Origin of the sequence: Treponema sp. OMZ 798, from assembly GCF_024181385.1 — a bacterium.
Lineage (GTDB): Bacteria > Spirochaetota > Spirochaetia > Treponematales > Treponemataceae > Treponema_B.
In genome coordinates this window covers 1,005,248-1,028,058 of record NZ_CP051305.1, presented here as the reverse complement: position 1 = coordinate 1,028,058, position 22,811 = coordinate 1,005,248, and the positions used below count along the sequence as shown (strand labels likewise).

Here is a 22,811-nt window from a genome sequence, read left to right as displayed (position 1 = left end):
TAAGTTTTTTGATACTTAGCCGATAAATAAATATCGGCGGGCGGTTCCCCTCCCACCCACCGTCTGCCGATAGCCTGATGGGCGGGCCGGTTTTTTAACCGGCTCTTTTTTTTTACCTTAACAAAAAAATTATCTGCTTTTAAAACTGTCAAAACCTACCTACTTGTAAAAAACTTAAAATTGTGTTCTTATATAACACTATGAATAAGCTGAGCAAGATAGTATATCTATATCTTATTTTAATTTTTTTGATCCTGGCAGGAGGAGCCTTTGCCCTCGGAACAATACTGGCAATGACAAAAAATATAAAACAGAGTGAATTATTTGTCGACTTCAATCCGGCCCTGCCGTCAAGAATATTGGATATCAGAGGGGATCTAATCACCGAATTTTCTTTGGACGAAAAACGGGAGCTTATCAACTACGGAGATATTTCGCCTAACCTGATTGCGGCTCTTTTAGCCCGTGAGGACCGCCTCTTCTATGAACACAAGGGTTTTAGAATCAAATCAATCATCAGGGCTGTCATAGGGCAGCTTACAGGAAGGTCCTTAGGAGGCGGAAGTACAATTACTCAGCAAATTGCAGGTCTCCTATATTGCGACAGAACCGATAAAAGCGTAAAAAGAAAGGTAAAAGAACTTTGGTGGGCTATCCAGATGGAAAGGCGGCACTCAAAAGACGAGATAATGATGCTCTACCTAAATGAAGCCTATTTTGGAGGCGGAACAAACGGGGTAAGCGCAGCCTCCCGTTTTTACTTCGGACACTCTGCTGCTGAACTTACGCCGGCAGAAGCTGCCATCTTAATCATTCAACTTTCAAACCCGACAAGATATAATCCCTTTAATTACCCGAACAGGGCGAAGGAAAGACAGGAAAATGTCCTTGAAGGTATGATAGGCTTAGGCTTTATATCGAAGGAAGAGGCTGCTGAATCTTTTGAAGACTACTGGGCTAACTTTGACTATACCCGAATTGCCCTGTCGGCATGGCTTACCCGTGAGGACAAAGCCAGATGGTTTTCGGAATATGTAAGGCGTGAAGTAGCGGATAATATGATGTACGGAACTATGAACCTTTATAAGGACGGGTATACCGTACATACAACCTGCGATTTAAGGCATCAAGAAATAGCCGATAGGGAGTTTCAAAAATACATTGCAATAGCTAATGACAGGGTTTCGGCCTCAACATCCACATCATTCAGTCAGGCGGAGCAATACAGTAACCTTACGGCCCTATTAAGCCTATGCTTCGGAATAGAATCCCTAAATGTCGGAGAAAAACAGCTCAAGGTAAAAACTCACTCCTATTACCGTAACGAATTAAATAATACGATAGATGTGCTTGCCCTAATGTGCGGTATAGACAATTTAAAAACTCTTACAAAACAATCTACTGCTAAGATGCAGGAAGTCTTAATGGAAAGGGTGGTAGAAGGTACCTTTATTTCTATCGAAAATGAAACCGGATATATAACGGCCTTGATAGGAGGAAGTCAATATAGTGAAACCAACCAGCTTATAAGGGCAACCCAATCAAAACTGCAGGTAGGAAGTACTATAAAGCCTCTGATATACTCTGCAGCCGTAGACGAAAAGGTAATTACAGCTTCTACAAGGCTGGATGATACACCTCAGGTTTTTGAGTCAGTCGACGGAGTACAGTATATTCCGAACAACTACGGCGGAAAATGGAATGGAACTGTTTTGGTATATAAGGCGCTCCCCCTTTCATTAAATATTCCGGCTATAAAAACTCTCGAATTAGTAGGCTTTGATAGGGCCATAGACCGCATTTCAAGCCTTATGGGCATCACAGATCCTGTCGAAATCGATAAAACCTTTGAAAAGGTTTATCCTTTAGCCCTCGGAATAAGTGCCGTAACACCTGTCCAGCTTTTAAGAGCCTTTGCAATCTTTGGAAATCAGGGGCGTGCCGTAGATCCGATAGCCGTAAGAGCGATAGAAAATAGGGACGGAGTTACAATCATGGATCCTGAACTTGATCTTCGCATTGAGCAGCGAAAGCGGGGAACGGCTATGCAGGTTATAAGTCCAAGCAATGCCTTTATAATGACCGAAATTTTAAAAAAGACAATTACTTTGGGAACCTTGTTCAGTGCTTCTTCAGGCGGTAATAAATTCGATTATAAAGATGAAAAAACAGGAAAGGTCTTTAGGATGCCGATGGCCGCAAAGACCGGAACAACACAGAACTGGTCGGACTCATGGGCTGCGATATATTCTCCATATTATTCTGCGATTGCATGGTACGGTTTTGACAGGGGAGGATACTCTTTAGGAACCGATAATACCGGAGCCGCTCTTTCTGGTTATGTAGCGGCAAACTTTATGCGTGAGGTTCATAAAAATAAGCCTTTTAAAGACTTTGTAAGACCGGAAAAAGGCGTAATTATGGTTGATGTATGTAAAAAATCGGGAATGATTCCTTCGGAGAACTGCACAGATGAAACCATTACCCTTCCCTTTTTATACGGAACCGAACCGACCGAGGTATGTACTGAACATACAGCAGGTATAAAATTAAGGGACATAGGTATAGACAGAATAAAGGACTCAGGCATGGCTCAAGGTGAAGAAGAAATCAAAATAGACACGGCACCTATTGAAATAGATCCTTCAGTTTTTATGGATCCTCCGGCAGACGGTGAAAACGTAAGCGAAACTGAAAATACCGATGAAGCATCAACGCAATCGGAATCTAACGAACAAAACACTGAAGAAGGCGGAGAATCGGAAAATCCATGGATATAAATTATTGAGAAGTTTTTATCTTGCTATTGACTTTTTTTTGATTATCTGATAAAATCCATTTCAGTTGCGGCGGTGGTGGAATGGTAGACACGTCAGCTTGAGGTGCTGATGCCTTAACGGGTGTGCTGGTTCAAGTCCAGTTCGCCGCAAAAAAGAACTCAAAGTTTTGAGTTCTTTTTTTTTGCATAATTTTTTTTAACACAAAAAAGCCCTTATAAGAAATAATCTTATAAGGGCTTTATGCTAAGCTTTATACACTTTGTTTTAAAATCTTATTTAAAGAGCTCGTATATTTCTTTGCGGTAAAGCTGATTTATCTTATGGCGCATCATCTCGCCCTTTGCAGACAACTCCCTTCCTGCTTGGAACTCTTCCGGAAGAAGCACAATCTTGTTTATCCTTTCAAACAGCTTAAAGCCCGTTTTAGAATTGACCAGCTCTGCAACCTCAGCCTCATACATTTTTTGTACATTAGAGTCATGTACAAGCTCTGATACGGGAACGTTTCGTAAACCGTTATTTGCGGCCCATGATTGAAGGTTTTCTTTATGAACAACTATCAAGGCACCCAAAGACCTTTGATCCTGTCCTAAAACAACAGCAATCGAAATTAAGGGAGATTCTTGCAGTTTTACCTCAATCGGAACAGGCTCTATGTTTTCGCCGCCTCGTAAAACTATCGTATTTTTTCGGCGCCCTTTAAGAATCAGCTCTCCGTCAATTGTCTTCATTGCAAGGTCTCCGGTATCAAACCATCCGTCCTTATCGATAACTTCTGCAGTTCGTTCAGGGTCCTTATAATAGCCCTTTGTTACGGCATCTCCTTTTACAAGGAGCAGACCCTTTCGGTTATGAGGAAGCTCTTTTCCGTTTTTGTCGATAATTTTCGTCTCAAAGCATGCAAGAGGCTTACCCAGAGTGCCGAACACGGGTCTCGGCATGGGACGGACCGAAATAACGGGCGCCGTCTCGGTAATACCGTAGCCTTCCATGACATTTATGCGGACTGCCCAAAAAAATTCGTCAACATTGGGCGGCAAGGCTCCTCCGCCTGAAACGCCGGCCCTAAAGCATTTACCGAATTTTTTTCGGATCGTGCGGTAAATAATAAGATCTCCTATATAATAAAGAGGGGCTATACATAAAAGAGGAAGCACAGCCAATACGGGATATATAAACTTGCTTCTTCTTTGGAAATGCGGGCACTGCCCGGTAACTCTGCGCTTTAAGCGCATCGTCTTTATTCCTACATCAACAAAGAATAAGAAAAGATAGTAAAGCGGTCTTCCTCTTTTTTTCATCACCTTAAAAATACCGTCGTAAACTGCTTCCCAAATTCGAGGAACAGAGGGGAAAAGAGTCGGATTTATCTTTACCATATCTGCTAAAAGAACGCTTCCTATAGGCTTTGAATAAGCAATAGTACCGCCTGAAATTATTATAACGTACTCGCAGGCTCTTTCAAATGAGTGCCAGACAGGAAGAACACATATAGCCTTTTGTCCGGGTTTAAGGATAATCCTATCGGGAAGCTCAACAAGCTGTGTCATAAAGTTCCTATGGGTCATCATAACCCCCTTAGGATTGCCCGTAGTGCCTGATGTAAAGATTATCGAAGCCAAATCATCGGTATCGACATTTTCGGCATATTCTTCAGGCTTAAATTTACCTTCAATTCTTGCAGTCTTCCCCAGATTAATAATATCGGCATAGGTATGAAATTCAATCTTTCTTTCTTTAAGCTTGAATTCTTCTTCAAGTTTTTTAAAATCGGCATTATCAATGCTGATAATCGACTCCAAAAGGGGGATTTCTGCCAGATGGGTAAGGACTTTTCGGATTTGAGCTTCATTTTCTAAAACTGCAAATTTACATTCCGAAAACGAAAGAATGTGGGTAATTTCCTGCTCGGTAGCATCGCAGCCCCGCGGAACATCAGCTGCCCCGATATTCATAATACCGAAACTTGAATGAAGCCATTCTTTACGGTTATCGGCTATAAGACCGATATGATCCTTGGGTCTTGCCCCTATAGAAAGCAAGCCTGCCGCAAAATCAAGCCCAGTTTCGTAAAGCTCTTTGTAAGAAAGGCTTTTAAATTCCTTATCTTCACCCTTAAACATCTGAGCCCTTATATTGGGATATTTTTCCGAAATCCGTTTTAATAATAACGGTAATGATTTGTCTAGAGTTTTCATATAGTAAATGCTATCATAAATGTAAGAATATATCAATATCTAAATAAAAAATGTCAATAATTTATATTAATAATAAATAAAGATATTGTCATAAGTGCTTGATTTATATAGAGAAAATTGATATTATTATCGGGTTTAGGGTAAATTGCTTTTATCTTACCTCTTAGACCATCATAATATATGCTTAACTTAAGGAGAGAAGATTATGAACCACAAAAAAATTTTTCTTTGCTGTATTGCACTAGTAGTAATTTTAGCATCATGTAAACAAGGTTTTATTAAAAAAGTCAAGATAAAGGCGAATCCTCAAATAAAGGTTAATCTTGGAAGCAAGGAAGTAAATGTAGGAAATATTGTTTATGATAATATAAACAAGACCTTAAAAGACAAGGATAATTTACATGTTTATAAATATACACCAAAAAATAACCATGACAATATTCTTCACTATCTAGTTCACTATGCTATGCCTGAAAAAGAAATAGATATGAGAAACTATATTACAAAAATAGATAAGCTGTCCGAGTCTCACAAAATAGATATTCCGAACAAATCGGTAACTATTCCCGATATCAAAGTTAGCGGAAATAGTAAATCATTCAATTTAAATATTAATAACCCAAGTACCGGAAATATAAACATAGAAAACAGCGCATTTTCTATAACGCCATTTAAAGTAGATATAGATGTCGAGAATTTAGACTATGCCGTAATTCAAAACGGGAATATAGAAATAACTGTAGAAGGTCTTGACGACACTTTAAAAAAAGCACTTACAATAAACTATGAAAATATCAAGATAAATCATAACGGGGGCCCGTTAACCCCTATCAAAAACAAGGACAAGCTGACCGGCAAACTTGATTTAAGCGGTAAAAAAATAACCAACGGCGAAAAAATTGAAGTTTCCGGCCAAATAAATATAAGCGGCACAATTCCTGCCGGCTATGCAGGAGGAAACAATTTAAAACTAAAAATCGAAGCTAAAATAGAAACATTTGAAGAGATCAAAATTAAAAATCAAGACATTACAACAGTTATTACTAAAGATATAACCCTAGATGCCGATGTAAGCACTTACGTTAAGGAAATAACTTTAAATCCTATCTCGATAAAGGCTAATATAAAAAATAAATTACCTAAAGATACCGATATAGAAATAAAATTGGATTCCGATGCTCTTAATATTCACAGTGGACTTGTGCAATTTAAGGCAAATCCGGATAGTAATGAAGGTCAGAAAAAAACTATATTCGAAGAATCAAGAACACTGACTCCTACCGGCTCCTTGGATATTAAGGCTACGCTTAAAATTAAAGGATATGATCAGGCTAACAAAACCTTAACACTTCAAAATATTGCTCCGGAAAATGAATACTCATTCGGAGGTGAGGCAAATATTAAATTCGATTTTGAAAAAGCTGTAGTTACGCCCTCAGGAGAAAATTTTAAAATAAATAACCAATATCCTGTCAATACAGACATATTTAAAAACAATGAAATTTTAAGCAAGATGAATCCTAAACCTATTAATGCTTATATCTATCTTGTTTCCGATTTAGCGGGTAGTGAAGCTCCTATACTAACTACAAAAATAGACCTGTTATACAGCACCAAAACACAAAATATTATTAATGAGGATCATAAAAGCACACCATTTGTATCCGATCCTAATTTTAATCAGGGTGAAATTCCTCAAGCCAGCATCAATGAAAATGAGATAAAACTGGAAGATATTTTTGAATCAAAACCGAAACAAATTGAATTTAAGATTGATATGAACCTAAACCAAATAACAGTTACAAATAATGCACTAGAAAACATCAAAAAAAATAATAACAAGGCTGTAATTAAAGCCCATGCTCTTTTTGACGTACCTTTAACTGTAAGCATAAAAAATGACATAATTGAAAAGGTATTATCTATCAAAGATATATTATCAAGAAAGGCCGGTGAAAATATACCGGGTCAGTTCGATAAAATTACTGATACAATAAAAGAACTAAATCTTATTGTTGAATACACAAATAATACAGGGATGATTTTTGATGCAAGAATTTATAATCCCGAATGGAAAGAAGGCGGTATATTCCAATTTGAAAAAAAATTAAAGTTAAAAGACAAGGGATCTATACATATCAATTTATCAAAGAAAGAAATACAAGATATAAAAAAAAGAAACCAATTTCCCATTGTTATTGAAGTAAAGCTTCCTAAGGACAGCGAAATAAATATCAAAAACGGCACATTAAACTTTTCAGCTTACACTATAACAAATATGGATGTAACTTATGAATTTTAGGAGGTAAGGCAGATGAAAAAATACATTTTTATATTCAGTATTATCTCACTTATTTTTTTTAATGCTTATTCTGAAGATGTCATCAACGAGCGAACTGAAAATATGCTCAATGAAATTAGAAACAGGAATGGAGTAGATTATTTTGAGGCTCAGGCTGAAGATGAGGAACTATCCCAAGATGAAACCGAAAAAACTGAGCCCGAAATACCCGAAACCGCTGTTACAAGTGAAAACGAAGATGAAGAAGCGGAAATCGAAAAGCCTCCTAAGGAGCCTTTTTTAAAAAACGGCAGACAAGCATTTGCCTTCGGTGTCGAAATTAAAGTTGGAGCCTCCAATTCATATTTTAAAATTATGGATTTGTTTAAAGACAGTCTTGAAGTAGATTTAGTTGATATGTCGAATAAATTACCTAAGACCGGATTCGGAGTATCAGCAGCTACAGCCGCAAATATATACTTGGATATTTATATAAAATCAAAGGCCGAATTTGGTTTTTTTATAAAAGCAGATGCTTACGGATTTTCAAATATTCCCAAAAATATAATCGATTTTGCAGCAAAGGGAAATCTTTCTTCAAACAGCTTTAACGGAAAAATCATGGGCTCATGGCAAGCCTTTGCAGATACCGGTATTTTTTACGGAATGAAATTTAATTCATTTAAATTTAGAGTAAGCACTTCTTATTTTATACCCGCATTTTATATGGAATCTGATATGGGCGATTATGAGTTTATCAATGATCCTATAACAGGCAGTATAGCTGCAAGAGGTAAGTTAAAACTAAATATGTACTCTCATATTCCCATATTCGGAAACCCAAACAGCAAATTCGATCTAGGAGATATTTTATCAAGGGGAGGCGTTGATTTTAATTTTTACGGTACCTATACTTTTAATGAACTAGCCAACCTGAATTTTAATGTCATAAATATTCCTATTTTTCCGGCACGATTAAATAAGGGTATTTCAAAAATATATGAAGGTGATTTTAGAATAGAATCTTTAATTCAATATATGAATAACTTTATAACACCTGATCAAGCAGCCCAAATAAAACCGCCCAGCGGATCTTTTAATGAGACAAATTTAGCATATAACTTACCGCAAAAAAAAATATTCCGTCCCTTAAAACTCGCAGTAAGTTCGGATATAAGGCCTTTTTTAAACGATTATTTGATTATTACACCAAGCCTAGGCTGCCATTGCTATAAGCCATTTTATGTAGATGCCGGCTTAAAATTGGAAAGCCGTTTTTTAAAAGTATTGGGCGCCTACATAGGAATGAGTTATGAAGACAGGGTATGGAAAAATACGGGAGGCCTTTTTTTGGAAACAAGAATATTTAGGCTTGAAACGGCTGTTTCGGCAGCATCTCCTTCATTTACAGGAAGTTTTAAAGGAACAGGAGCCGAAGCAACAATAAAAATGGTATTCGGCTATTAAAAGATAAAGGCAGTCTAAAAGACTGCCTTTTTTTTGCAAAAAAAAAAGAACTTCGTTTTAAAAAACGAAGTTCTTTATCGGGCAACCCGGATTTGAACCGGGGACCCCAAGTCCCCCAGACTTGTACGCTAACCAACTGCGCTATTGCCCGTAACGTTGGATATAATATAGTAAAATACAAAAAATGTCAATAGGTTTTGCTTATAAAAACAGAATGCCGAACAGGGCTCCGGCGGCAACCAAAACTATTGGATGAAGCTTTTTAAAGAAAATACTTACAAAAAATAGGAGCCCAAAAAAAGCAAATTGTTTTATATGCACAATGTCTGTTATTTTACCGCTTGCCCTAAAGACAGGTAAATTTAAAATCGAAATATTTATTACCTGGCAACAAGCGACAGCAATCATACCGACAGCTCCGGCTCTTAAGCCGTAAAAACTTTTTTTTACCAAAGGCTTTTCTTGGAAAGCTGAGGCAAAGCGGGCTATCAAAACTATAACTATCAGTGAAGGAAGAACAATTCCGGTAGTCAAAACTATACTTCCCAAAACTCCGTAAAGTTCATAGCCTATATAGGTTGCCATATTGATCCCCATCGGACCGGGAGTTGATTCTGAAATGGCAACCATTGCAAAAAAATCTTCGGAACTTATAAGCCCTCTGGTAATCAACTCTTGCTGCATCAAAGTAATAGCCACAAGACCGCCTCCTATGGTGCAAAGCCCGATGTACATAAACAAAAAAAACAAACCAATCAAGCTCATCAGGATTCTTCTCCCCTATTCTCTTTTAAAAGCCGCCTTGATTTGAACGTTTGAAAAAGCCAGCCTGAAAGAGCCGAACCTATTACTATCCAGATGCCCTGCACCTTAAAAACAAACATAAACACAAACGAAAGAGCTGCAATTAAAAACGTGCATAAATCCAAAACCGTTTTTTTTCCAAAAGAAAAAACCGCCTTGACCAATAAAACTGCAACGGCAACATTTATTCCTCTTAAGGCTTTTTGAACCCAGACTAATTCGTTAAAATTTGACACAAAGGCAGCTATGAGCGTAATTATTATAAGGGAAGGAAAAACGACTCCGGATGTAGAAAAAACGGAACCTATCAGTCCTCCCCTTTTATATCCGACAAAGGTTGCAACATTTACTGCTATAATTCCCGGAGTACTCTGCCCTATTGCAAAATAATCCAAGATTTCAGCCTCGGTTACCCAGCCCTTGGAATCAACCAAGTCTCTTTTTAATATGGGAAGCATAGCAAGGCCGCCGCCGAAGGTTACAAGACCTATCTTAAAAAAACCGGCAAAAAGAGAAAGATAATTTTTAAAACGCTCCGATTTTTTCATTTTTAAATCTTCTTATCGGATTTAGTCCTCAAGAATATTTTTTGAATCGAACCAAATTTTTTCAAGGCTGTAAAAATTACGGGCCGTTTCGCTCATAAGGTGAACAACAATACCGCCCAAATCTATAAGTCTCCACTCATCGCCGTCGGGAGATTTACGCTTGGTGTGATATTCTTCCAAGTTGTGTTCAGGTAAGAATTCGTACACACGTTTTTCCAAGCCTCCCGAATGAGCGGCACTGGTTACGGTACAAATTACAAAAAAATCGGTCCAAATGTTTTTATCCCGTAAATCAAAGACAACAACATTTTCACCCTTAAAATCGCGCAATAATTTTCCAAGCTCCAAGGCAGGAGCATAAAAGTCAAAATTTTTTATCATCAGTTTTTATCCTTATCATTTTCATCATTATCTTTTTTGTCCTCTTTTTTCTCGACAACAAAAAAACCGTTAAAATCCGAACCCAAAATCAGGGTAAAGTCAACATTGGTTTCGCTTCCGTATTCGCCTTCGGCCGGAAGCTGTGTAGTTTGAATATTGTTACATCTTATAACCTTTGCAACAATTTTAGCGACTGAAGGGTTTCCGATTCTGTCTATCAAAACCGTTTCGGCTACAGGATTTTCTGAGTTTCCTATGCTGACAACGTCATAGGCAAAGCTTTGATAAAGCTCTGAGGTGCTCTTTGCAAGTCCTTGCACATTTGTTCCGTTTAAAATTTCCAAGGCATAAACACGCTCAAGGGCAGAAGAATCATCTGATGCCAATACGGCAATAGTTTGACGTATAATTTCTTTTATCTGCTGGCCTTCACGGAAAGGGGTCAAAAGACGTTTATCCTCGATAATCCGGACAGCCCCTGTAAGCCTTTGGGGCACTAAGCGCTCAGAGTCCATCTTTCCTATAGACTCAATTAAATTCTTTAAATCTGAGCCTGTAACATTCGATTTAAAGTTATTACTTAAAACCGAAAACCTCTCCTTAGAAAAAATCTCAGGCGAGTTATCGCTTATTGCTCTAAAAAGAGCAAGAACGGCTTTTTGTTTTCTTGCAGCGGCTTCTCCTTCTGCATCCAACTCATCCTCATAAACAAGAAAATCTCTTATTTTATCGCCATCTAGAGAAACCGAACCTGACGGCAAAAGAATTCTCTTATCATCAAGCTCTATATCCACAGGCGAAGGAATAAAAACGGAAAGCCCGCCAAGCATATCGGTCAGCATAGAAAAATTATCCAAGGTACATGTCAAATAAAAGGGCACGGAAATGCCTGCAAGTTTTTCTATTTCGGCTTTAAAACTCGATATACCTTTTTCGGTGTAGACGGCTCCGATAGCATCGGTGCGGTTTAAGGATTGAATAATCAAACCTATATTTGCAGGTACATCGAACATGGCCGCCCTCTTAGTTTCGGGATAATAGGCAAGTATACTTATAGAAATCGGAACGCCTTCGTCCTCAACCACCAAAAGAACTTTTAAAATTTTATCGGAAGAAAGATAATCTTGAACGGTATCTCTTTGCATTTTTAAAAGAACTAAAACAAAGGAGGTAATTAAAACTATAAGAATTACTAATAGAAAGATAATATTTTTACCCGTATCCATGAGTTTTATTTTCATTTTTTAAGCTCCTTTTGTATTTGCTCATACATTTTTATTGTTGCAGGATGAACTCTTGCGCTCTTTTTTTCGATAAAGCTGAGGTTCCAGTCCAAGACTGCAAGCATCAACTCATTAAGAGAAGAAGATTTTACCATCTCCCTAAAGTTTTCGGTATCGGGACGGCCCGGTTCTATCTTATCGGCTATATAAATAATTTTTCCTAAGGCATCGATATCTTCATACCCGAAGGTATGAAAGGCAACGGCTTTTAAGACAGACTTGTCATTGATGCCGAATTTTTTTTGCAAAACCACGGAAGCAGCCCTTCCGTGTAAAAGATTTAAGCGGGTCTTTTCAACCCCATCAATTCCGAGATTATCGGATTCTACAAGTTTTACAAGCTCTTCATCGGAACATTTTTTACAGATGTCGTGAGCAAGGCCGGTAAAATAAGCAAGAACAGGAGGAACGCCTTCGGTTTTATACTCTTCTGCAAGATGACGGGCATATTCTGCAACGCGCACCGAATGAGCATAGCGGGATTCATTTAAAACGCTTTTTGCAAAGCTGTCTATTTCCTGCGTTTTTAATTTTATATCGTCGGCATTGATTAATTGAGAAATACCGTCTTTCATATCCGAACTACTGCTCTTAATATCAGAAACAGGCATTTCTTTTTTCTTATAAAGGCCGCACTCGATAATATAGTCGTAAACGAGTTTTGGAACAAGAGAAGAAAAATCTTCATCTTTTAAAACCGCATCTCTTATTTGGGTTGAAGAAATATTTAAAATTTCGTTATTTAATTCTTTGATAGAAGCCTTTTCAGGCTCGATATCCGAGAGATTAAAAGAACCGTTACCCCCTATTCTTTTACCGATAATTATGTCGGTTTTTTTTATAATTTCTTCCGCATCCTTCCAGCGGAAAAAATTTTCTTTTAAATCGTCCCCGATAATAAGACCTATTTTTCCTTCGATGTCGGGAAATTTTTGATAGAGATAGCCGATTGTATCTATTGTGTAAGAAACGCCCTTGCGTTCAATCTCATAAAGCTCGCAGTACATGTAGGGCTTATCTGCAATAGCAAGCTCAATCATCTTGAGCCTGTCTTCAACTTGCGTATCATTGCAAAAAATTTTAAAGGGAGAAATATAGGCCGGAACAATAGCAATCTTATCATAGGCTAATTCTTTATAAGAGTGAAAAGCTAAATTTAAGTGTCCAAGATGAATGGGATTAAAAGAACCGCCTAAGATTGCCAATCTCATTTTTTAGGTTTCCTTTTGCGGCTTAGGCTGACTGTTGCTCCGAAGTGTTCATCATCGCTTTGTTCTTCATAAGAAAGATCATCAAGTTCCGCCGTCATAAAATTCTGATTTTGTTCGTATGGGTCAAGGCTTTCTTTTTTGGGCTTTGATTTTTGCATTTCATCGGCCAATCGAATAAAGGCTTTTTTTACCTCAGCCAATCCCCATTCATTGTAAAGCGAGATACCCAAAATTTCCTGATCGGGGATTGCATTTTTAAGCTCCGCAAATCTTTCTTTTGTATCGGGTAAATCCAATTTTGTTGCAATTATTATTCTTTTCTTTTGGGCCAATTCTTTTGAATAGCTTTCCAATTCTTTACAAAGAATATCGTATGCCCTTAGATAGTTATCGTCTGAAAGGTCGATTAAAAAGGCGAGCCCCGCCGAGCGGGATATGTGTTTTAAAAATCTTATACCGAGCCCAATACCTTCAGAAGCACCTTCGAGGATTCCCGGTATATCTGCAATGATAACATCCCTTTCTTCATCCACACGCAAAACTCCGAGGTTCGGAATCTTAGTGGTAAAGGGATAGGGAGCGATTTTGGGCCTTGCATTTGTAAAATAATCGAGAAGAGATGATTTACCGGCATTAGGGAAGCCTACCAAGCCGATATCGGCTATTATGTTAAGCTCGACGATTATTTCCCGTGTCTCCCCTTCTTGTCCGGGAAGAGCCGTTTTAGGGGCCTGATTCGTGGAGGTCTTAAAATGACAGTTTCCCCAGCCTCCGTTTCCGCCCTTGAGAAAAACAAATCGGCCTTCTTCCGCATCTCCGAAGTCCAAGATAGTTTTTCCCGTCTCAGGGTCTTTTATAACGCAGCCAGGAGGAAGAGGAATTATGCAGTCATCGCCTTTTTTGCCGAAACGCTGAGAGCCTTCGCCGCCTCCGCCGTTTTTTGCCTTGTAGACCCTTTTATGCCTTAAATGAACCAAGGTTCGCATGTTACGGCGTATTTCAAAGATGAGGTCTCCGCCCCGTCCTCCGTCACCTCCTGACGGTCCTCCCATGGGAACATATTTTTCCCGTCGAAAGGCAATACAGCCGTTGCCGCCCTTTCCTGAGGAAACCCTTATCTTAGATTCATCTGCAAATTTTACCATAATTGATTCTTTTTTCCTACAAAAAAAGCCGGCAAAAACCGGCTTTCAAATTTATACATTTTAAGCTCGAAGAGCAAAATTATTTTGCTTCGATTGAGGCGAGTTTTCTACCCTTTCTTTCATGATAGGTAACTACACCGTCAGTTTTTGCAAATAATGTATAGTCTTTTCCGCAGCCTACATTGTTACCCGGATGGATTGAAGTACCTCTCTGGCGAACCAAAATTGAACCGGCCGATACTTCCTCTCCGCCGTAAACCTTAACACCCAAATATTTAGGATTGGAATCTCTTCCGTTTTTTGCACCGCTGCCGCCCTTTTTACGTGCCATAATAATCCTCCAAAAAAATTATCAAATCTTTAAGCTATCTGTAAATCCAAACAATCGGGATATTCTGCCTCAATGGCCATTAAACCTATTGTTAAAAATTTCAGTAAATACTGCAATTCGGGTCTATCGTCGTCCGAAAAAGCTGTTACTTTTGCCGAAAGATAGCCCGGATTGTCTGCCCTAATCTCGGCCTTTAAGCTTGAACGCTCTTTTTGCGCCGAGCTCAGACTTAAAACGGCCGTTTTAAGCAAAATAGTAACGGCGGCACAAACTATGTTACCGCCTTTTTCCGACTTTCCTTCATCATTGCCGCTCAGAGCATGAGCGCTGCTTGCATGGCCGCCACGCAAAGCGTGGCCTGATGATTCAAAGGCCGAAAAACAGTTTTCAGCATTTGAAAGAAGCCGAATTTTTACCACTTTTCTTACCCGATAATATCGTCAACAGTAATGCAGGTATGAGCCTGTCTATGACCTTGGGTTCTGTGGTAGTTTTTCTTAGCCTTGTGCTTGTAAACAATAATCTTTCTTTCTCGGAAAGAATCGCCTACTGTAGCTGAAACCTTAGCTCCGCTTACATAGGGAGTTCCTACAGTAACCTTATCGCCATCGCTGATCAAAAGAACGGTGTCGATGTCGATTTTGCTTCCGATTTCTGCAGAAAGCTTATCAACAACGAGCTTTGCTCCCTTTTCAGCCTTATACTGTTTGCCTTTATACTCAATAAGTGCGTACATCTTTATACCTCATAAAATAAATCTTTTGCCGGCATATTAACGGGTTTATACCAAACAAATTTAAACACTAGGAGCGAAGTATAGCAAAAAACCGCATAAAATGTCAATAGGCTTGAGAAATAATTCATATTAAAGAATAATCATACATAACTTCGGACCGGTTATTCCTTATCAGCTTCTTTTCTAGAACTCGGCCGGTAGATTTTTCGCACGTAATCTTATAAATTTCCGACATGCAAAAATATTTATCGTTTTCGTTCACAAAACGGCGATTTTCCTCTAAAAGCCGATAGCTATAAGCAATATCCGTAACACTTCTTAACTCTGCAAAAAGATGCTCATTTTCGCACCAAGTCAGTAATTGAAAAGTTTGCTCCGTGTTATTTTTACATCTAAAATCAATGTAGTTATAATCTACGGAAGTTCCGGAACTCAAGATTTTATGTTCACCTTCCTCGGGTGCTAATGAATCGGAATGAAAATGAACTTCAATGACATCCAGAGGGCTATGTAAAATCAGCTGATGAATTGTGTTTGCAAGATTGCAAAGCCCGCCCCCTACTCCGGCAATCAATTTATTGTTTACTATAATTCTTCCTTCTTTAAAACCGTTTCGTTTTGAAGGTTTTCCCAGTATATGCCAAAAAGAAAAAACCTCACCGGGATTTATCAATAATCCGTTAATTTTGTTTGCCGAAATATCGATATTCAAGGCCTTATTTTGCTGTAAAACGGGATCAATGTCTTTTCCGCGTTTAATCAGGCTTGAACTATACCGGAATATCCTTACGGGAAGCCTATCAATAGACTTATCCTTCGCAAAGGATGTTTTTGAAAGCGAATTCGTTAAATGCCGTTTGAGTCTTTCTTTTAGAACCGAAATTTTATAAAAAAACGGATTTATTTCGCAAAAAAGCCTTCGTTTTTTTGCCGTTTTGATCTCTATATTCCCAATTCTATTATTATATTTTCCGGCAAATTTATATAAAAACAAAATAAGCTTTTCAACATATCGCGTAAATCCAATCCATTTTTCGGATTTTAGCCTTATAAACTGCACCAAAATACTCGGAATGTTATTTTTGTTTGCACCCAAGATATCCTTAAAAATCTGATCTCCGATAACTATTGTTTCGTTATTTTTTGTCCCAAGTATCTCCAAAGCCTTATAAAAAGGAGAAGTATCGGGTTTAGAAGCTTCACAAATATAAGGACAACCAATATCCCTCGCAAATTTTTCAACCCTTTCTTTAGAATTATCCGAAAGCAAAATTAGTTTAAAGCCTATTTTTTTTAAAGTAGAAAATAAGGTTTTAACTTCATTGGGCGCATCACCGCCGTGATGGACAAGGGTGTTATCAATATCGAATATAAGGGCTTTATAGCCCAACCGAAAAAGTTTTTCGTAATCTATACAAAAGACATTTTTTGTATATGTGTGAGGAAAAAAATTCTTTAACATTTTATTCTTCTTTACCAAGATAGGAACACAGTCTTTCAATCTGTTGAGAAAAACCTGAACCGAATTTGTTCTCAAAAAAAGCATTACCTATCGTAAATCCCCACGGTGAATATTTTATCACTTCATTAAGTTTCTGAAAGTCATCGATACTGCCTGCAACACAGATATTCGTTTTTACTTTTTGTAATACATTTTTGATAAGCTCATCGGAAGTATTTTTGTGCCGATATCCAAGAAAATTTACCCCATAAACACCATTGTCAATATATTTATTTGATTCTTCGATAAGAGAATCGGAAGTTCCTTCCAATATGGAAGGACGATTATATACCTTTCCGATGTAAGGCATATACCTTATATTATTTTTTTTACAAATTTCATTTATGGAATCATGATATTTTGTCCCGATCAAAATATCACAATCACAGGCTGCCGCTTTTTTTGCAGATTCCAAACCTTCTTCTTCAGAATAAGTAACCGATTCAAGAACAGCGTTTTTACCGTACTGATGAAAAAAGGAAAACAGGCGTTTTATCTCTGATTCAGGCAAAGGAGCTTCTTTTATTCCCCAATATTTAACGCCCAAATGCTTACACTCACTAAACAGATCATAAGCATTATTGACCGTAAAGTCATTTCTTGTAAGCATTACTATCAGATTGGGAGCCGATTTTTTATTTTTCATCTTAGCCGATTGCTACACAAAGCCTTCGGGGTGTTTGTTATACCAAGCCCAGCCGTCTTTGCACATTTCTTCAAGGTTGTATTTTGCCTTCCAGTTGAGTTCCTTGTGGGCCTTGTCGGGATTTGCACAAGAGCGTGGAACATCTCCGGCACGGCGTGCAGCCGGTTTTACGGGAAGATCGATACCGGAAGCTTTTTTAAAGGCGTTCACTATATCCAAAACAGAATAGCCGATTCCTGTTCCAAGGTTATATACGTCAAAGCCCTTAAAGCCTGAATCTAATTTCTCTAGGGCTGCGGTATGTCCTGATGCAAGGTCCAAAATGTGGATGTAGTCACGGATACAGGTTCCGTCAGGGGTGTCATAATCGTTTCCGAAGACGTTTAGATGAGGCAGTTTTCCCAAGGCAACTTGAGCAATATAAGGAAAAAGGTTATTCGGAATACCTGAAGGAAGCTCCCCTATGTCGGCACTCTTATGGGCACCTATGGGATTAAAATAACGCAAGGCAATTATGCTTAAATCCTTATCGGAAAAGGCCGTATCCTGTAAAATTTCTTCCGAAATCAGTTTGGTTCTTCCATAAGGATTTGTTGCCGAAATGGGAGAATTTTCGGGGATCGGCACAACCTTTGCATCGCCGTAAACCGTGGCCGAAGAGCTGAATATAAACTTCTTGACCTTGTGTTCCTGCATGGCGGATAAAAGATTGACGAGGCCTGAAATATTGTTCTCGTAGTATTTTAAGGGTTTTTCGACGGATTCTCCTACAGCCTTATAAGCGGCAAGATGAATTACCGCATCGACAGAGGTATCTTTAAAAAAATTAAAGAGTTTTTCCTTGTCCTTTATGTCAATTTGTACAAGCTCCAACTTTTTAGAGCATATTTTTTCCAATACGGGAATTATTTTGGGAGAAGAATTAGAAAAATTATCCAAAATAACAGGCTCATAGCCTTTTTCGCATAAATCTGCAACGATGTGGGAACCTATAAAACCGGCTCCTCCTGTAACTAATACTCTTTTAATCAAAATCAACCTCAAAAATTAAACTTACATACTCAAGCACAAAAAAAGCCTCTAAAACTTTCATTTTTAGAGGCTCATAAAAAATTAAACCTTATTTTCCTGACCAAACTCCGTGAAGATTACAGAATTCGTAAGCTTCAATAACTTTATCATCGGCTGTAAGGGCAAATTCAACTTCGGGAGCACCGGTAACAGGCAATTCCTTAAACTGAAGCCCTTTTTCAGTCTTGAGACATATCCAAGCAATATGGTGTTCTTCAGTCATAGGGTGTGCAACAGAGCCTACTTTAACTTTTACGGTGTTTCCGTTTACTTCGATTACAGGCACATGCTTTTCTTTTGCAGCATCAACACTTCCGATTTTTACTGCTGAAAGTTTTTCTCCACAGCATGAAACTTCAGCATCCGGGCAGCAATCAAGCCCTATAATGGTTCCCTTTTGCTCTTTACATAAAAAAAAGCTTATTTCTTTCTTCATTGTCATACTCCTAAAATTTATAAATTCACAGAATAAAATCTGCAACATATATAATATAACAAAAAAGGGGCTTGACGTAAAGTGAAAAATAATATATTATCTCACTATCTTAATGAATTTTAAGGGCAATTAGCTCAGTTGGTTAGAGTACAAGCATGACACGCTTGGGGTCACTGGTTCGATTCCAGTATTGCCCATTTTGTAAGTTTATACCCTGTATAGATTTACACTTTTTCAAACCGTAAGAAAACTTCACTGCTTTTCCTCTTTTTGATGGACTGTCGCATAAATTTTGAAAGATTATCAGTTATTCCGTATCTTTAGGCCGATTATTGACTGTTTAATCATCTGTAATTTCAATAATATCACAACCTCTCCATTGTCCAAAACAATTGAAAGCTTGTTCTTCTTGCATTATTTTGTCCGCATCTTTTAAAATAAACCTTACAATAACATATTTTTCCTTATAAACATACATATTTTCAATTGTAAATTGTTGATCTCCATAATATTTATTGTGTTTTTCAAAAGCTATATCTAAAATATTATTTATAAAATTATTTTCATATTTTTTACCCAAAAAAAACAAAGCAACACATAATAAAAAGACTATCAAAATCACGATTTCTTTTTTACAAAATACTATTTTCATTTTAAAAATCTTCAACTCCTTTATTGGAATATATTTTATTGGTATGTGAATAATATATATTATATCGCCTTATGTTTCCATTTCCTTTTATTTAAAATTTTATCTATATCATCAGATATAATTTCTGTTTCTATACCGTTTTTATCTATCCAATAGGCATAAAGTCCTTTTTGGAATTCCGATGTGTTAATGTAACAAGAAAATTTCTTATTTATCTTTTCAAGTATTTTATTTATAAACTGAAAATTATCATAATACATTTTTAAAAACCAGCCGTCATCATGTGCAAAGGCTAAATATTCATTTAATAGCTCCTCAAAAATGATTTTATCAAATGGTTCTGTAATATGGTTAAAATAAAGCAGCTCCGCAACAGTTTTTTTTGAAAGTATAGGAAATGTTTCTCCCGTATATGGGACCCAAGAAAAATTTCCAAAACTATATATATCTTCTTTTAATAAACCGTCTATTTTATTAGACCTGATATAATCAAATCGAGTATTTAAATCATATTCTGCGATTTCAGATTCATGAGATAATAAAAGATAATTTTTATCTATGTTTGCAATATCTTTAAATTCAATACCGGAAGCAATAATATAATTTTTATTTGGATTATTCCAAATATATACATACTCACGCATTCAAACCTCCGATTTACAGAAGAGTTTTAAAAATTAGATCCAATATAAATTAGCCATAACTTAAAATTCTTTTTTAAAGCTATAATATTTTATAGTTTTAAATTCTTTCAATGACTTAGGATCAAAATAAAGTCCTATCATTATTATGTCGGTCTTTAATTTTATGTCAAAGGCTGTACGAATTGACAAATAAGCCCCCGTTATTCCGTCTATCTTTATCTCCTGCAAAATTTTTTGAGTATTTATATTCATAAAAATAATTTTTTCAAAACCATCGCTGCAAACTAAAACATCATCGTTAGGAAACACCATTAAAACATTTTCAATAAAACTCGATATTGATTTTGTTCTAGAATTATAAATATATGAACCATTAAAAGGGCTTCCAAATGGAATATATATTTCTATAATATTATTTCCATGCCAGTACACTTGCGGTCCATAATAGCATTTAGCTTCAATAATTAATACTTCTTTGTCATCTTCAATAAGGTAATATTTTCCATTACCATGATGCTCATCACCTTTGTATATAACAACATTCCCATTTAATGGATTTATAAATTTTTTCTCATAAGAATAGACACTCACAATACATAAAATAAAAAAAATTAAAAGTAAAAACTTTTTTTTCATATTACCCCCCTCATAATATTAATCGAATTTAGTCGTCTGTGTAAACATCATAAATCTTTTAGTTCCCATTCATTTAAAAATTCCAAAACAAAGTCTTTCATATACAACTCTCTTTTTTCTGCAATTTTCTTTGCTGTAGCTGTATTCATCAAGTCTTTAAGGTAAAATAATTTTTCATAAAAATGATTAATTGTAGTCGATACATGATTTTGATATTCTTCTTTTCCCATGTCCATACACGGCTTTACAACCGGGTTATACATTTGTCTATGACGGCTTCCTCCGTAAGCAAAGGCTCTTGCAATTCCTATTGCACCTAGGGCATCTAATCTATCAGCATCTTGAACACACATCCCTTCAATTAAAGAAGGCGTCTTGGAATCCTTACCTGCATACGAAACTTCTGCAATAATAGAAACAATACTTTTACATAAAGCATCGCTTATATTTTTAGACTTCATAAATAAAACAGCCCTATCCTTATTTGCAGTTGTCTTAGGTGAAAGTTTTCTGTCATCTACATCATGCAATAAGGCTGCTAATTGAACAATAAAAATATCGGCATTTTCTTTTTCAGCAATATAAGTTGCCGTGCGATATACTCTCATCGTATGGAAAAAATCATGACCGCTGAAATCTTCATTAAAGACTTTTTCTACATATTTTTCCGCATCTTTAATAATTTCTGTTTTAAATTTTTCTTCATTAATCATAATAAAATCTTACAAAGTTTAAACTTTCTCCCTAGTAACCCAATATTCTTTACAATCAGGAGTCCGTTCCAATAAAAATTTATCAAAAAGCTCACGCCTTAAAAGCGCATGATCATTGAAAGTATGCCAAGATTTTAAGAGCTCATTTACTTCAATTTCAGAGTATTTTTTATCTGGATCGAATTTTTCTTGCAAATATTTTAAGATATTTATTTTATCATAAGTTTTCTTCGGCCACCTGATAATACGGCCATCTTTATCAAGAAATTGTGAAATTTCTTCTTTTAAAATAGGTGAATCCATAAAACTATTTAGTCCTTACACTATTAACAACCTTAAAGCTTTTTCTTTCCCAAACCACCCTTCTCCATCTCGTATATTGGGATATAATCTTAATAACATATTTTTATCTTTTTCTTTTAATTCAGAAAAATCATTTTCATCTCTTTCTTTTTCCAATGCAATAAATTTATTATCATGATCATTTCGTAAAAATACCCCGATAATTTTTATTTCTATAATATCGCCCAGACTGTATTCTTTATTGGTCAGCAATAATACATCCAGGTGTTTTTTAGGAGGTTCGCCGTATCCAACTATCCAACCATATACCCCGTTATATTTTCTTTCATACAATAAGCTCTTATACTTTGTTTTAATAAAAGACTTAAGTTTATCATCATATTTATTTCTAAATTCATCATTTTTTCTTTGTTCGACAACCATTTGAAAAAACATAGTACTATCCATAAATATTTTTATCCGATTTTCCATTTTATTGAATACCCATAAATCTTTTTCAATATAATAATCCATTTCAATATATCCGGTATCTTTTAATTTAAAAATAGCAGAATTATTAAGATTTCCTATAGGCATTTTTAAAATTTGTTTGATGATCGCATTGAGGATTTTTCCATGAGCGACAATTAAATATTTTCCGGGTTTTCTTTTTAATATTGAATTTATACATAATAAGGCTCTGGGATTAAGTTGAATTTCATTTTCACCGCTTTCGCAAGGAAAGTTTCTATAAATACTTTGATTTTTAGGTTCAGGATATTTTATTTCGGCTTCTTCAAATGTTAAGCCTGCAAGAATACCATTATCACGCTCTTTGAATAAGTCATTTACTTCAATTTTGATATTCAATGTTTTTGAAATAACTTCGGCAGTTTGCAAGGCTCGTTTTAATGGAGAAGATATAATCAAATCAAAATCATAACTTTTCAATATTTCGGCGATGTTCTTAGCCTGCCTTATTCCTATTTCAGTTAAAGGAGAATCATATTGCCCTTCATGTTTACCCTCATCATCGGCCAATGATCTGCCGTGCCGTAAAAATAT

General features: G+C 36.4%; 23 protein-coding genes and 3 tRNA genes. 5 read left to right on the top strand and 21 right to left on the bottom strand.

The features are described from left to right. Nucleotides 1-200: 200 nt before the first annotated feature. Both E4O07_RS04850 and E4O07_RS04845 read left to right on the top strand, forming a co-directional pair. Entirely contained in the window at nt 201-2,780 is a 2,580-nt protein-coding gene (locus E4O07_RS04850) for a penicillin-binding protein 1A (protein WP_253687675.1), read from the top strand. Between the two features lie 66 nt (nt 2,781-2,846). Then, a tRNA-Leu gene (locus E4O07_RS04845) sits at nt 2,847-2,929 on the top strand. Nucleotides 2,930-3,052: 123 nt separating this feature from the next. Here E4O07_RS04845 and E4O07_RS04840 read toward each other — a convergent pair. Then, nucleotides 3,053-4,903 (bottom strand): AMP-dependent synthetase/ligase, encoded by a 1,851-nt coding sequence (locus E4O07_RS04840; RefSeq protein WP_253688119.1) that lies wholly within the window; start codon nt 4,901-4,903, stop codon nt 3,053-3,055. A gap of 280 nt (nt 4,904-5,183) precedes the next feature. Between E4O07_RS04840 and E4O07_RS04835 the strand changes: the two genes are divergently transcribed. Together E4O07_RS04835 and E4O07_RS04830 are read left to right on the top strand one after the other, a co-directional pair. After that, complete coding sequence (locus tag E4O07_RS04835) at nt 5,184-7,280, top strand: translocation/assembly module TamB domain-containing protein (protein WP_253687674.1); 2,097 nt, start codon at nt 5,184-5,186, stop codon at nt 7,278-7,280. Between the two features lie 12 nt (nt 7,281-7,292). Further along, a complete protein-coding gene (locus tag E4O07_RS04830; RefSeq protein ID WP_253687673.1) occupies nt 7,293-8,726 on the top strand; it encodes a hypothetical protein in 1,434 nt (477 codons plus the stop codon). Between the two features lie 77 nt (nt 8,727-8,803). On the opposite strand, the gene E4O07_RS04825 is transcribed toward E4O07_RS04830, so the two are convergent. The 14 genes from E4O07_RS04825 to E4O07_RS04760 form a co-directional block, all read right to left on the bottom strand. Continuing rightward, a tRNA-Pro gene (locus E4O07_RS04825) sits at nt 8,804-8,877 on the bottom strand. A 50-nt stretch (nt 8,878-8,927) separates the two neighbouring features. After that, nucleotides 8,928-9,491 carry a chromate transporter gene (locus E4O07_RS04820; protein ID WP_253687672.1) on the bottom strand — a complete coding sequence of 188 codons (564 nt, stop codon included), beginning with the start codon at nt 9,489-9,491 and terminating at the stop codon, nt 8,928-8,930. After that, nucleotides 9,491-10,078, bottom strand: coding sequence for a chromate transporter (locus tag E4O07_RS04815; RefSeq protein WP_253687671.1), 588 nt, complete (start codon nt 10,076-10,078; stop codon nt 9,491-9,493). The genes E4O07_RS04820 and E4O07_RS04815 overlap by 1 nt, the downstream gene beginning before the upstream one ends. 21 nt (nt 10,079-10,099) lie before the next feature. Beyond that, entirely contained in the window at nt 10,100-10,459 is a 360-nt protein-coding gene (gene rsfS, locus E4O07_RS04810) for a ribosome silencing factor (RefSeq protein ID WP_253687670.1), read from the bottom strand. Then, the gene (locus tag E4O07_RS04805; protein ID WP_253687669.1) at nt 10,459-11,700 is read right to left on the bottom strand and encodes an LCP family protein; all 1,242 of its coding nucleotides are present in this window, start codon (nt 11,698-11,700) and stop codon (nt 10,459-10,461) included. Before E4O07_RS04805 ends, rsfS begins: the two co-directional genes overlap by 1 nt. Beyond that, nucleotides 11,697-12,953: a nicotinate-nucleotide adenylyltransferase gene (locus E4O07_RS04800; RefSeq protein WP_253687668.1), complete on the bottom strand. Its 1,257-nt coding sequence runs from the start codon at nt 12,951-12,953 to the stop codon at nt 11,697-11,699. The genes E4O07_RS04805 and E4O07_RS04800 overlap by 4 nt, the downstream gene beginning before the upstream one ends. Next, nucleotides 12,950-14,098, bottom strand: a complete 1,149-nt coding sequence (obgE, locus tag E4O07_RS04795; protein ID WP_253687667.1) for a GTPase ObgE — start codon at nt 14,096-14,098, stop codon at nt 12,950-12,952. The genes E4O07_RS04800 and obgE overlap by 4 nt, the downstream gene beginning before the upstream one ends. A gap of 79 nt (nt 14,099-14,177) precedes the next feature. Continuing rightward, a complete protein-coding gene (gene rpmA / locus E4O07_RS04790; protein WP_253687666.1) occupies nt 14,178-14,429 on the bottom strand; it encodes a 50S ribosomal protein L27 in 252 nt (83 codons plus the stop codon). Between the two features lie 29 nt (nt 14,430-14,458). Then, nucleotides 14,459-14,848 (bottom strand): ribosomal-processing cysteine protease Prp, encoded by a 390-nt coding sequence (locus E4O07_RS04785; protein WP_253687665.1) that lies wholly within the window; start codon nt 14,846-14,848, stop codon nt 14,459-14,461. Nucleotides 14,849-14,853: 5 nt separating this feature from the next. Beyond that, nucleotides 14,854-15,165 (bottom strand): 50S ribosomal protein L21, encoded by a 312-nt coding sequence (gene rplU, locus E4O07_RS04780; protein WP_253687664.1) that lies wholly within the window; start codon nt 15,163-15,165, stop codon nt 14,854-14,856. Nucleotides 15,166-15,289: 124 nt separating this feature from the next. Next, nucleotides 15,290-16,627 (bottom strand): VanW family protein, encoded by a 1,338-nt coding sequence (locus E4O07_RS04775; RefSeq protein WP_253687663.1) that lies wholly within the window; start codon nt 16,625-16,627, stop codon nt 15,290-15,292. Between the two features lies 1 nt (nt 16,628). Continuing rightward, nucleotides 16,629-17,312 (bottom strand): hypothetical protein, encoded by a 684-nt coding sequence (locus tag E4O07_RS04770; RefSeq protein WP_253687662.1) that lies wholly within the window; start codon nt 17,310-17,312, stop codon nt 16,629-16,631. Between the two features lie 12 nt (nt 17,313-17,324). Further along, nucleotides 17,325-18,344 (bottom strand): UDP-glucose 4-epimerase GalE, encoded by a 1,020-nt coding sequence (galE, locus tag E4O07_RS04765; protein WP_253687661.1) that lies wholly within the window; start codon nt 18,342-18,344, stop codon nt 17,325-17,327. A gap of 88 nt (nt 18,345-18,432) precedes the next feature. Further along, nucleotides 18,433-18,819 carry a desulfoferrodoxin family protein gene (locus E4O07_RS04760; RefSeq protein ID WP_253687660.1) on the bottom strand — a complete coding sequence of 129 codons (387 nt, stop codon included), beginning with the start codon at nt 18,817-18,819 and terminating at the stop codon, nt 18,433-18,435. Between the two features lie 123 nt (nt 18,820-18,942). Here E4O07_RS04760 and E4O07_RS04755 point away from each other — a divergent pair. Further along, nucleotides 18,943-19,016 (top strand) — tRNA-Val (locus E4O07_RS04755). Nucleotides 19,017-19,159: 143 nt separating this feature from the next. Here the strand turns inward: E4O07_RS04755 and E4O07_RS04750 are convergent. From E4O07_RS04750 to E4O07_RS04725, 6 genes are read right to left on the bottom strand one after another with little or no spacing between them, the layout of a single operon-like run. After that, the gene (locus tag E4O07_RS04750; RefSeq protein ID WP_253687659.1) at nt 19,160-19,471 is read right to left on the bottom strand and encodes a hypothetical protein; all 312 of its coding nucleotides are present in this window, start codon (nt 19,469-19,471) and stop codon (nt 19,160-19,162) included. A gap of 59 nt (nt 19,472-19,530) precedes the next feature. Continuing rightward, nucleotides 19,531-20,115 (bottom strand): hypothetical protein, encoded by a 585-nt coding sequence (locus tag E4O07_RS04745; RefSeq protein ID WP_253687658.1) that lies wholly within the window; start codon nt 20,113-20,115, stop codon nt 19,531-19,533. A 60-nt stretch (nt 20,116-20,175) separates the two neighbouring features. Next, nucleotides 20,176-20,751 carry a hypothetical protein gene (locus tag E4O07_RS04740; protein ID WP_253687657.1) on the bottom strand — a complete coding sequence of 192 codons (576 nt, stop codon included), beginning with the start codon at nt 20,749-20,751 and terminating at the stop codon, nt 20,176-20,178. 47 nt (nt 20,752-20,798) lie between these two features. Beyond that, the gene (locus E4O07_RS04735; protein ID WP_253687656.1) at nt 20,799-21,464 is read right to left on the bottom strand and encodes an HD domain-containing protein; all 666 of its coding nucleotides are present in this window, start codon (nt 21,462-21,464) and stop codon (nt 20,799-20,801) included. A gap of 18 nt (nt 21,465-21,482) precedes the next feature. Further along, on the bottom strand, nt 21,483-21,767 hold the full coding sequence (locus tag E4O07_RS04730) for a DUF2087 domain-containing protein (protein ID WP_253687655.1): 285 nt from the start codon (nt 21,765-21,767) through the stop codon (nt 21,483-21,485). A gap of 15 nt (nt 21,768-21,782) precedes the next feature. After that, the gene (locus E4O07_RS04725; RefSeq protein ID WP_253687654.1) at nt 21,783-22,787 is read right to left on the bottom strand and encodes a histidine phosphatase family protein; all 1,005 of its coding nucleotides are present in this window, start codon (nt 22,785-22,787) and stop codon (nt 21,783-21,785) included. Nucleotides 22,788-22,811: the final 24 nt, after the last annotated feature.

What these genes read in the sequence shown, in the direction of transcription:
- E4O07_RS04850 (WP_253687675.1), top strand. Translation starts at nt 201, where the DNA reads ATGAATAAGCTGAGCAAGATAGTATATCTATATCTTATTTTAATTTTT.
- E4O07_RS04840 (WP_253688119.1), bottom strand. Translation starts at nt 4,903, where the DNA reads ATGTTTAAGGGTGAAGATAAGGAATTTAAAAGCCTTTCTTACAAAGAG.
- E4O07_RS04835 (WP_253687674.1), top strand. Translation starts at nt 5,184, where the DNA reads ATGAACCACAAAAAAATTTTTCTTTGCTGTATTGCACTAGTAGTAATT.
- E4O07_RS04830 (WP_253687673.1), top strand. Translation starts at nt 7,293, where the DNA reads ATGAAAAAATACATTTTTATATTCAGTATTATCTCACTTATTTTTTTT.
- E4O07_RS04820 (WP_253687672.1), bottom strand. Translation starts at nt 9,491, where the DNA reads ATGAGCTTGATTGGTTTGTTTTTTTTGTTTATGTACATCGGGCTTTGC.
- E4O07_RS04815 (WP_253687671.1), bottom strand. Translation starts at nt 10,078, where the DNA reads ATGAAAAAATCGGAGCGTTTTAAAAATTATCTTTCTCTTTTTGCCGGT.
- rsfS (WP_253687670.1), bottom strand. Translation starts at nt 10,459, where the DNA reads ATGATAAAAAATTTTGACTTTTATGCTCCTGCCTTGGAGCTTGGAAAA.
- E4O07_RS04805 (WP_253687669.1), bottom strand. Translation starts at nt 11,700, where the DNA reads ATGAAAATAAAACTCATGGATACGGGTAAAAATATTATCTTTCTATTA.
- E4O07_RS04800 (WP_253687668.1), bottom strand. Translation starts at nt 12,953, where the DNA reads ATGAGATTGGCAATCTTAGGCGGTTCTTTTAATCCCATTCATCTTGGA.
- obgE (WP_253687667.1), bottom strand. Translation starts at nt 14,098, where the DNA reads ATGGTAAAATTTGCAGATGAATCTAAGATAAGGGTTTCCTCAGGAAAG.
- rpmA (WP_253687666.1), bottom strand. Translation starts at nt 14,429, where the DNA reads ATGGCACGTAAAAAGGGCGGCAGCGGTGCAAAAAACGGAAGAGATTCC.
- rplU (WP_253687664.1), bottom strand. Translation starts at nt 15,165, where the DNA reads ATGTACGCACTTATTGAGTATAAAGGCAAACAGTATAAGGCTGAAAAG.
- E4O07_RS04775 (WP_253687663.1), bottom strand. Translation starts at nt 16,627, where the DNA reads ATGTTAAAGAATTTTTTTCCTCACACATATACAAAAAATGTCTTTTGT.
- E4O07_RS04770 (WP_253687662.1), bottom strand. Translation starts at nt 17,312, where the DNA reads ATGAAAAATAAAAAATCGGCTCCCAATCTGATAGTAATGCTTACAAGA.
- E4O07_RS04760 (WP_253687660.1), bottom strand. Translation starts at nt 18,819, where the DNA reads ATGAAGAAAGAAATAAGCTTTTTTTTATGTAAAGAGCAAAAGGGAACC.
- E4O07_RS04750 (WP_253687659.1), bottom strand. Translation starts at nt 19,471, where the DNA reads ATGAAAATAGTATTTTGTAAAAAAGAAATCGTGATTTTGATAGTCTTT.
- E4O07_RS04745 (WP_253687658.1), bottom strand. Translation starts at nt 20,115, where the DNA reads ATGCGTGAGTATGTATATATTTGGAATAATCCAAATAAAAATTATATT.
- E4O07_RS04740 (WP_253687657.1), bottom strand. Translation starts at nt 20,751, where the DNA reads ATGAAAAAAAAGTTTTTACTTTTAATTTTTTTTATTTTATGTATTGTG.
- E4O07_RS04735 (WP_253687656.1), bottom strand. Translation starts at nt 21,464, where the DNA reads ATGATTAATGAAGAAAAATTTAAAACAGAAATTATTAAAGATGCGGAA.
- E4O07_RS04730 (WP_253687655.1), bottom strand. Translation starts at nt 21,767, where the DNA reads ATGGATTCACCTATTTTAAAAGAAGAAATTTCACAATTTCTTGATAAA.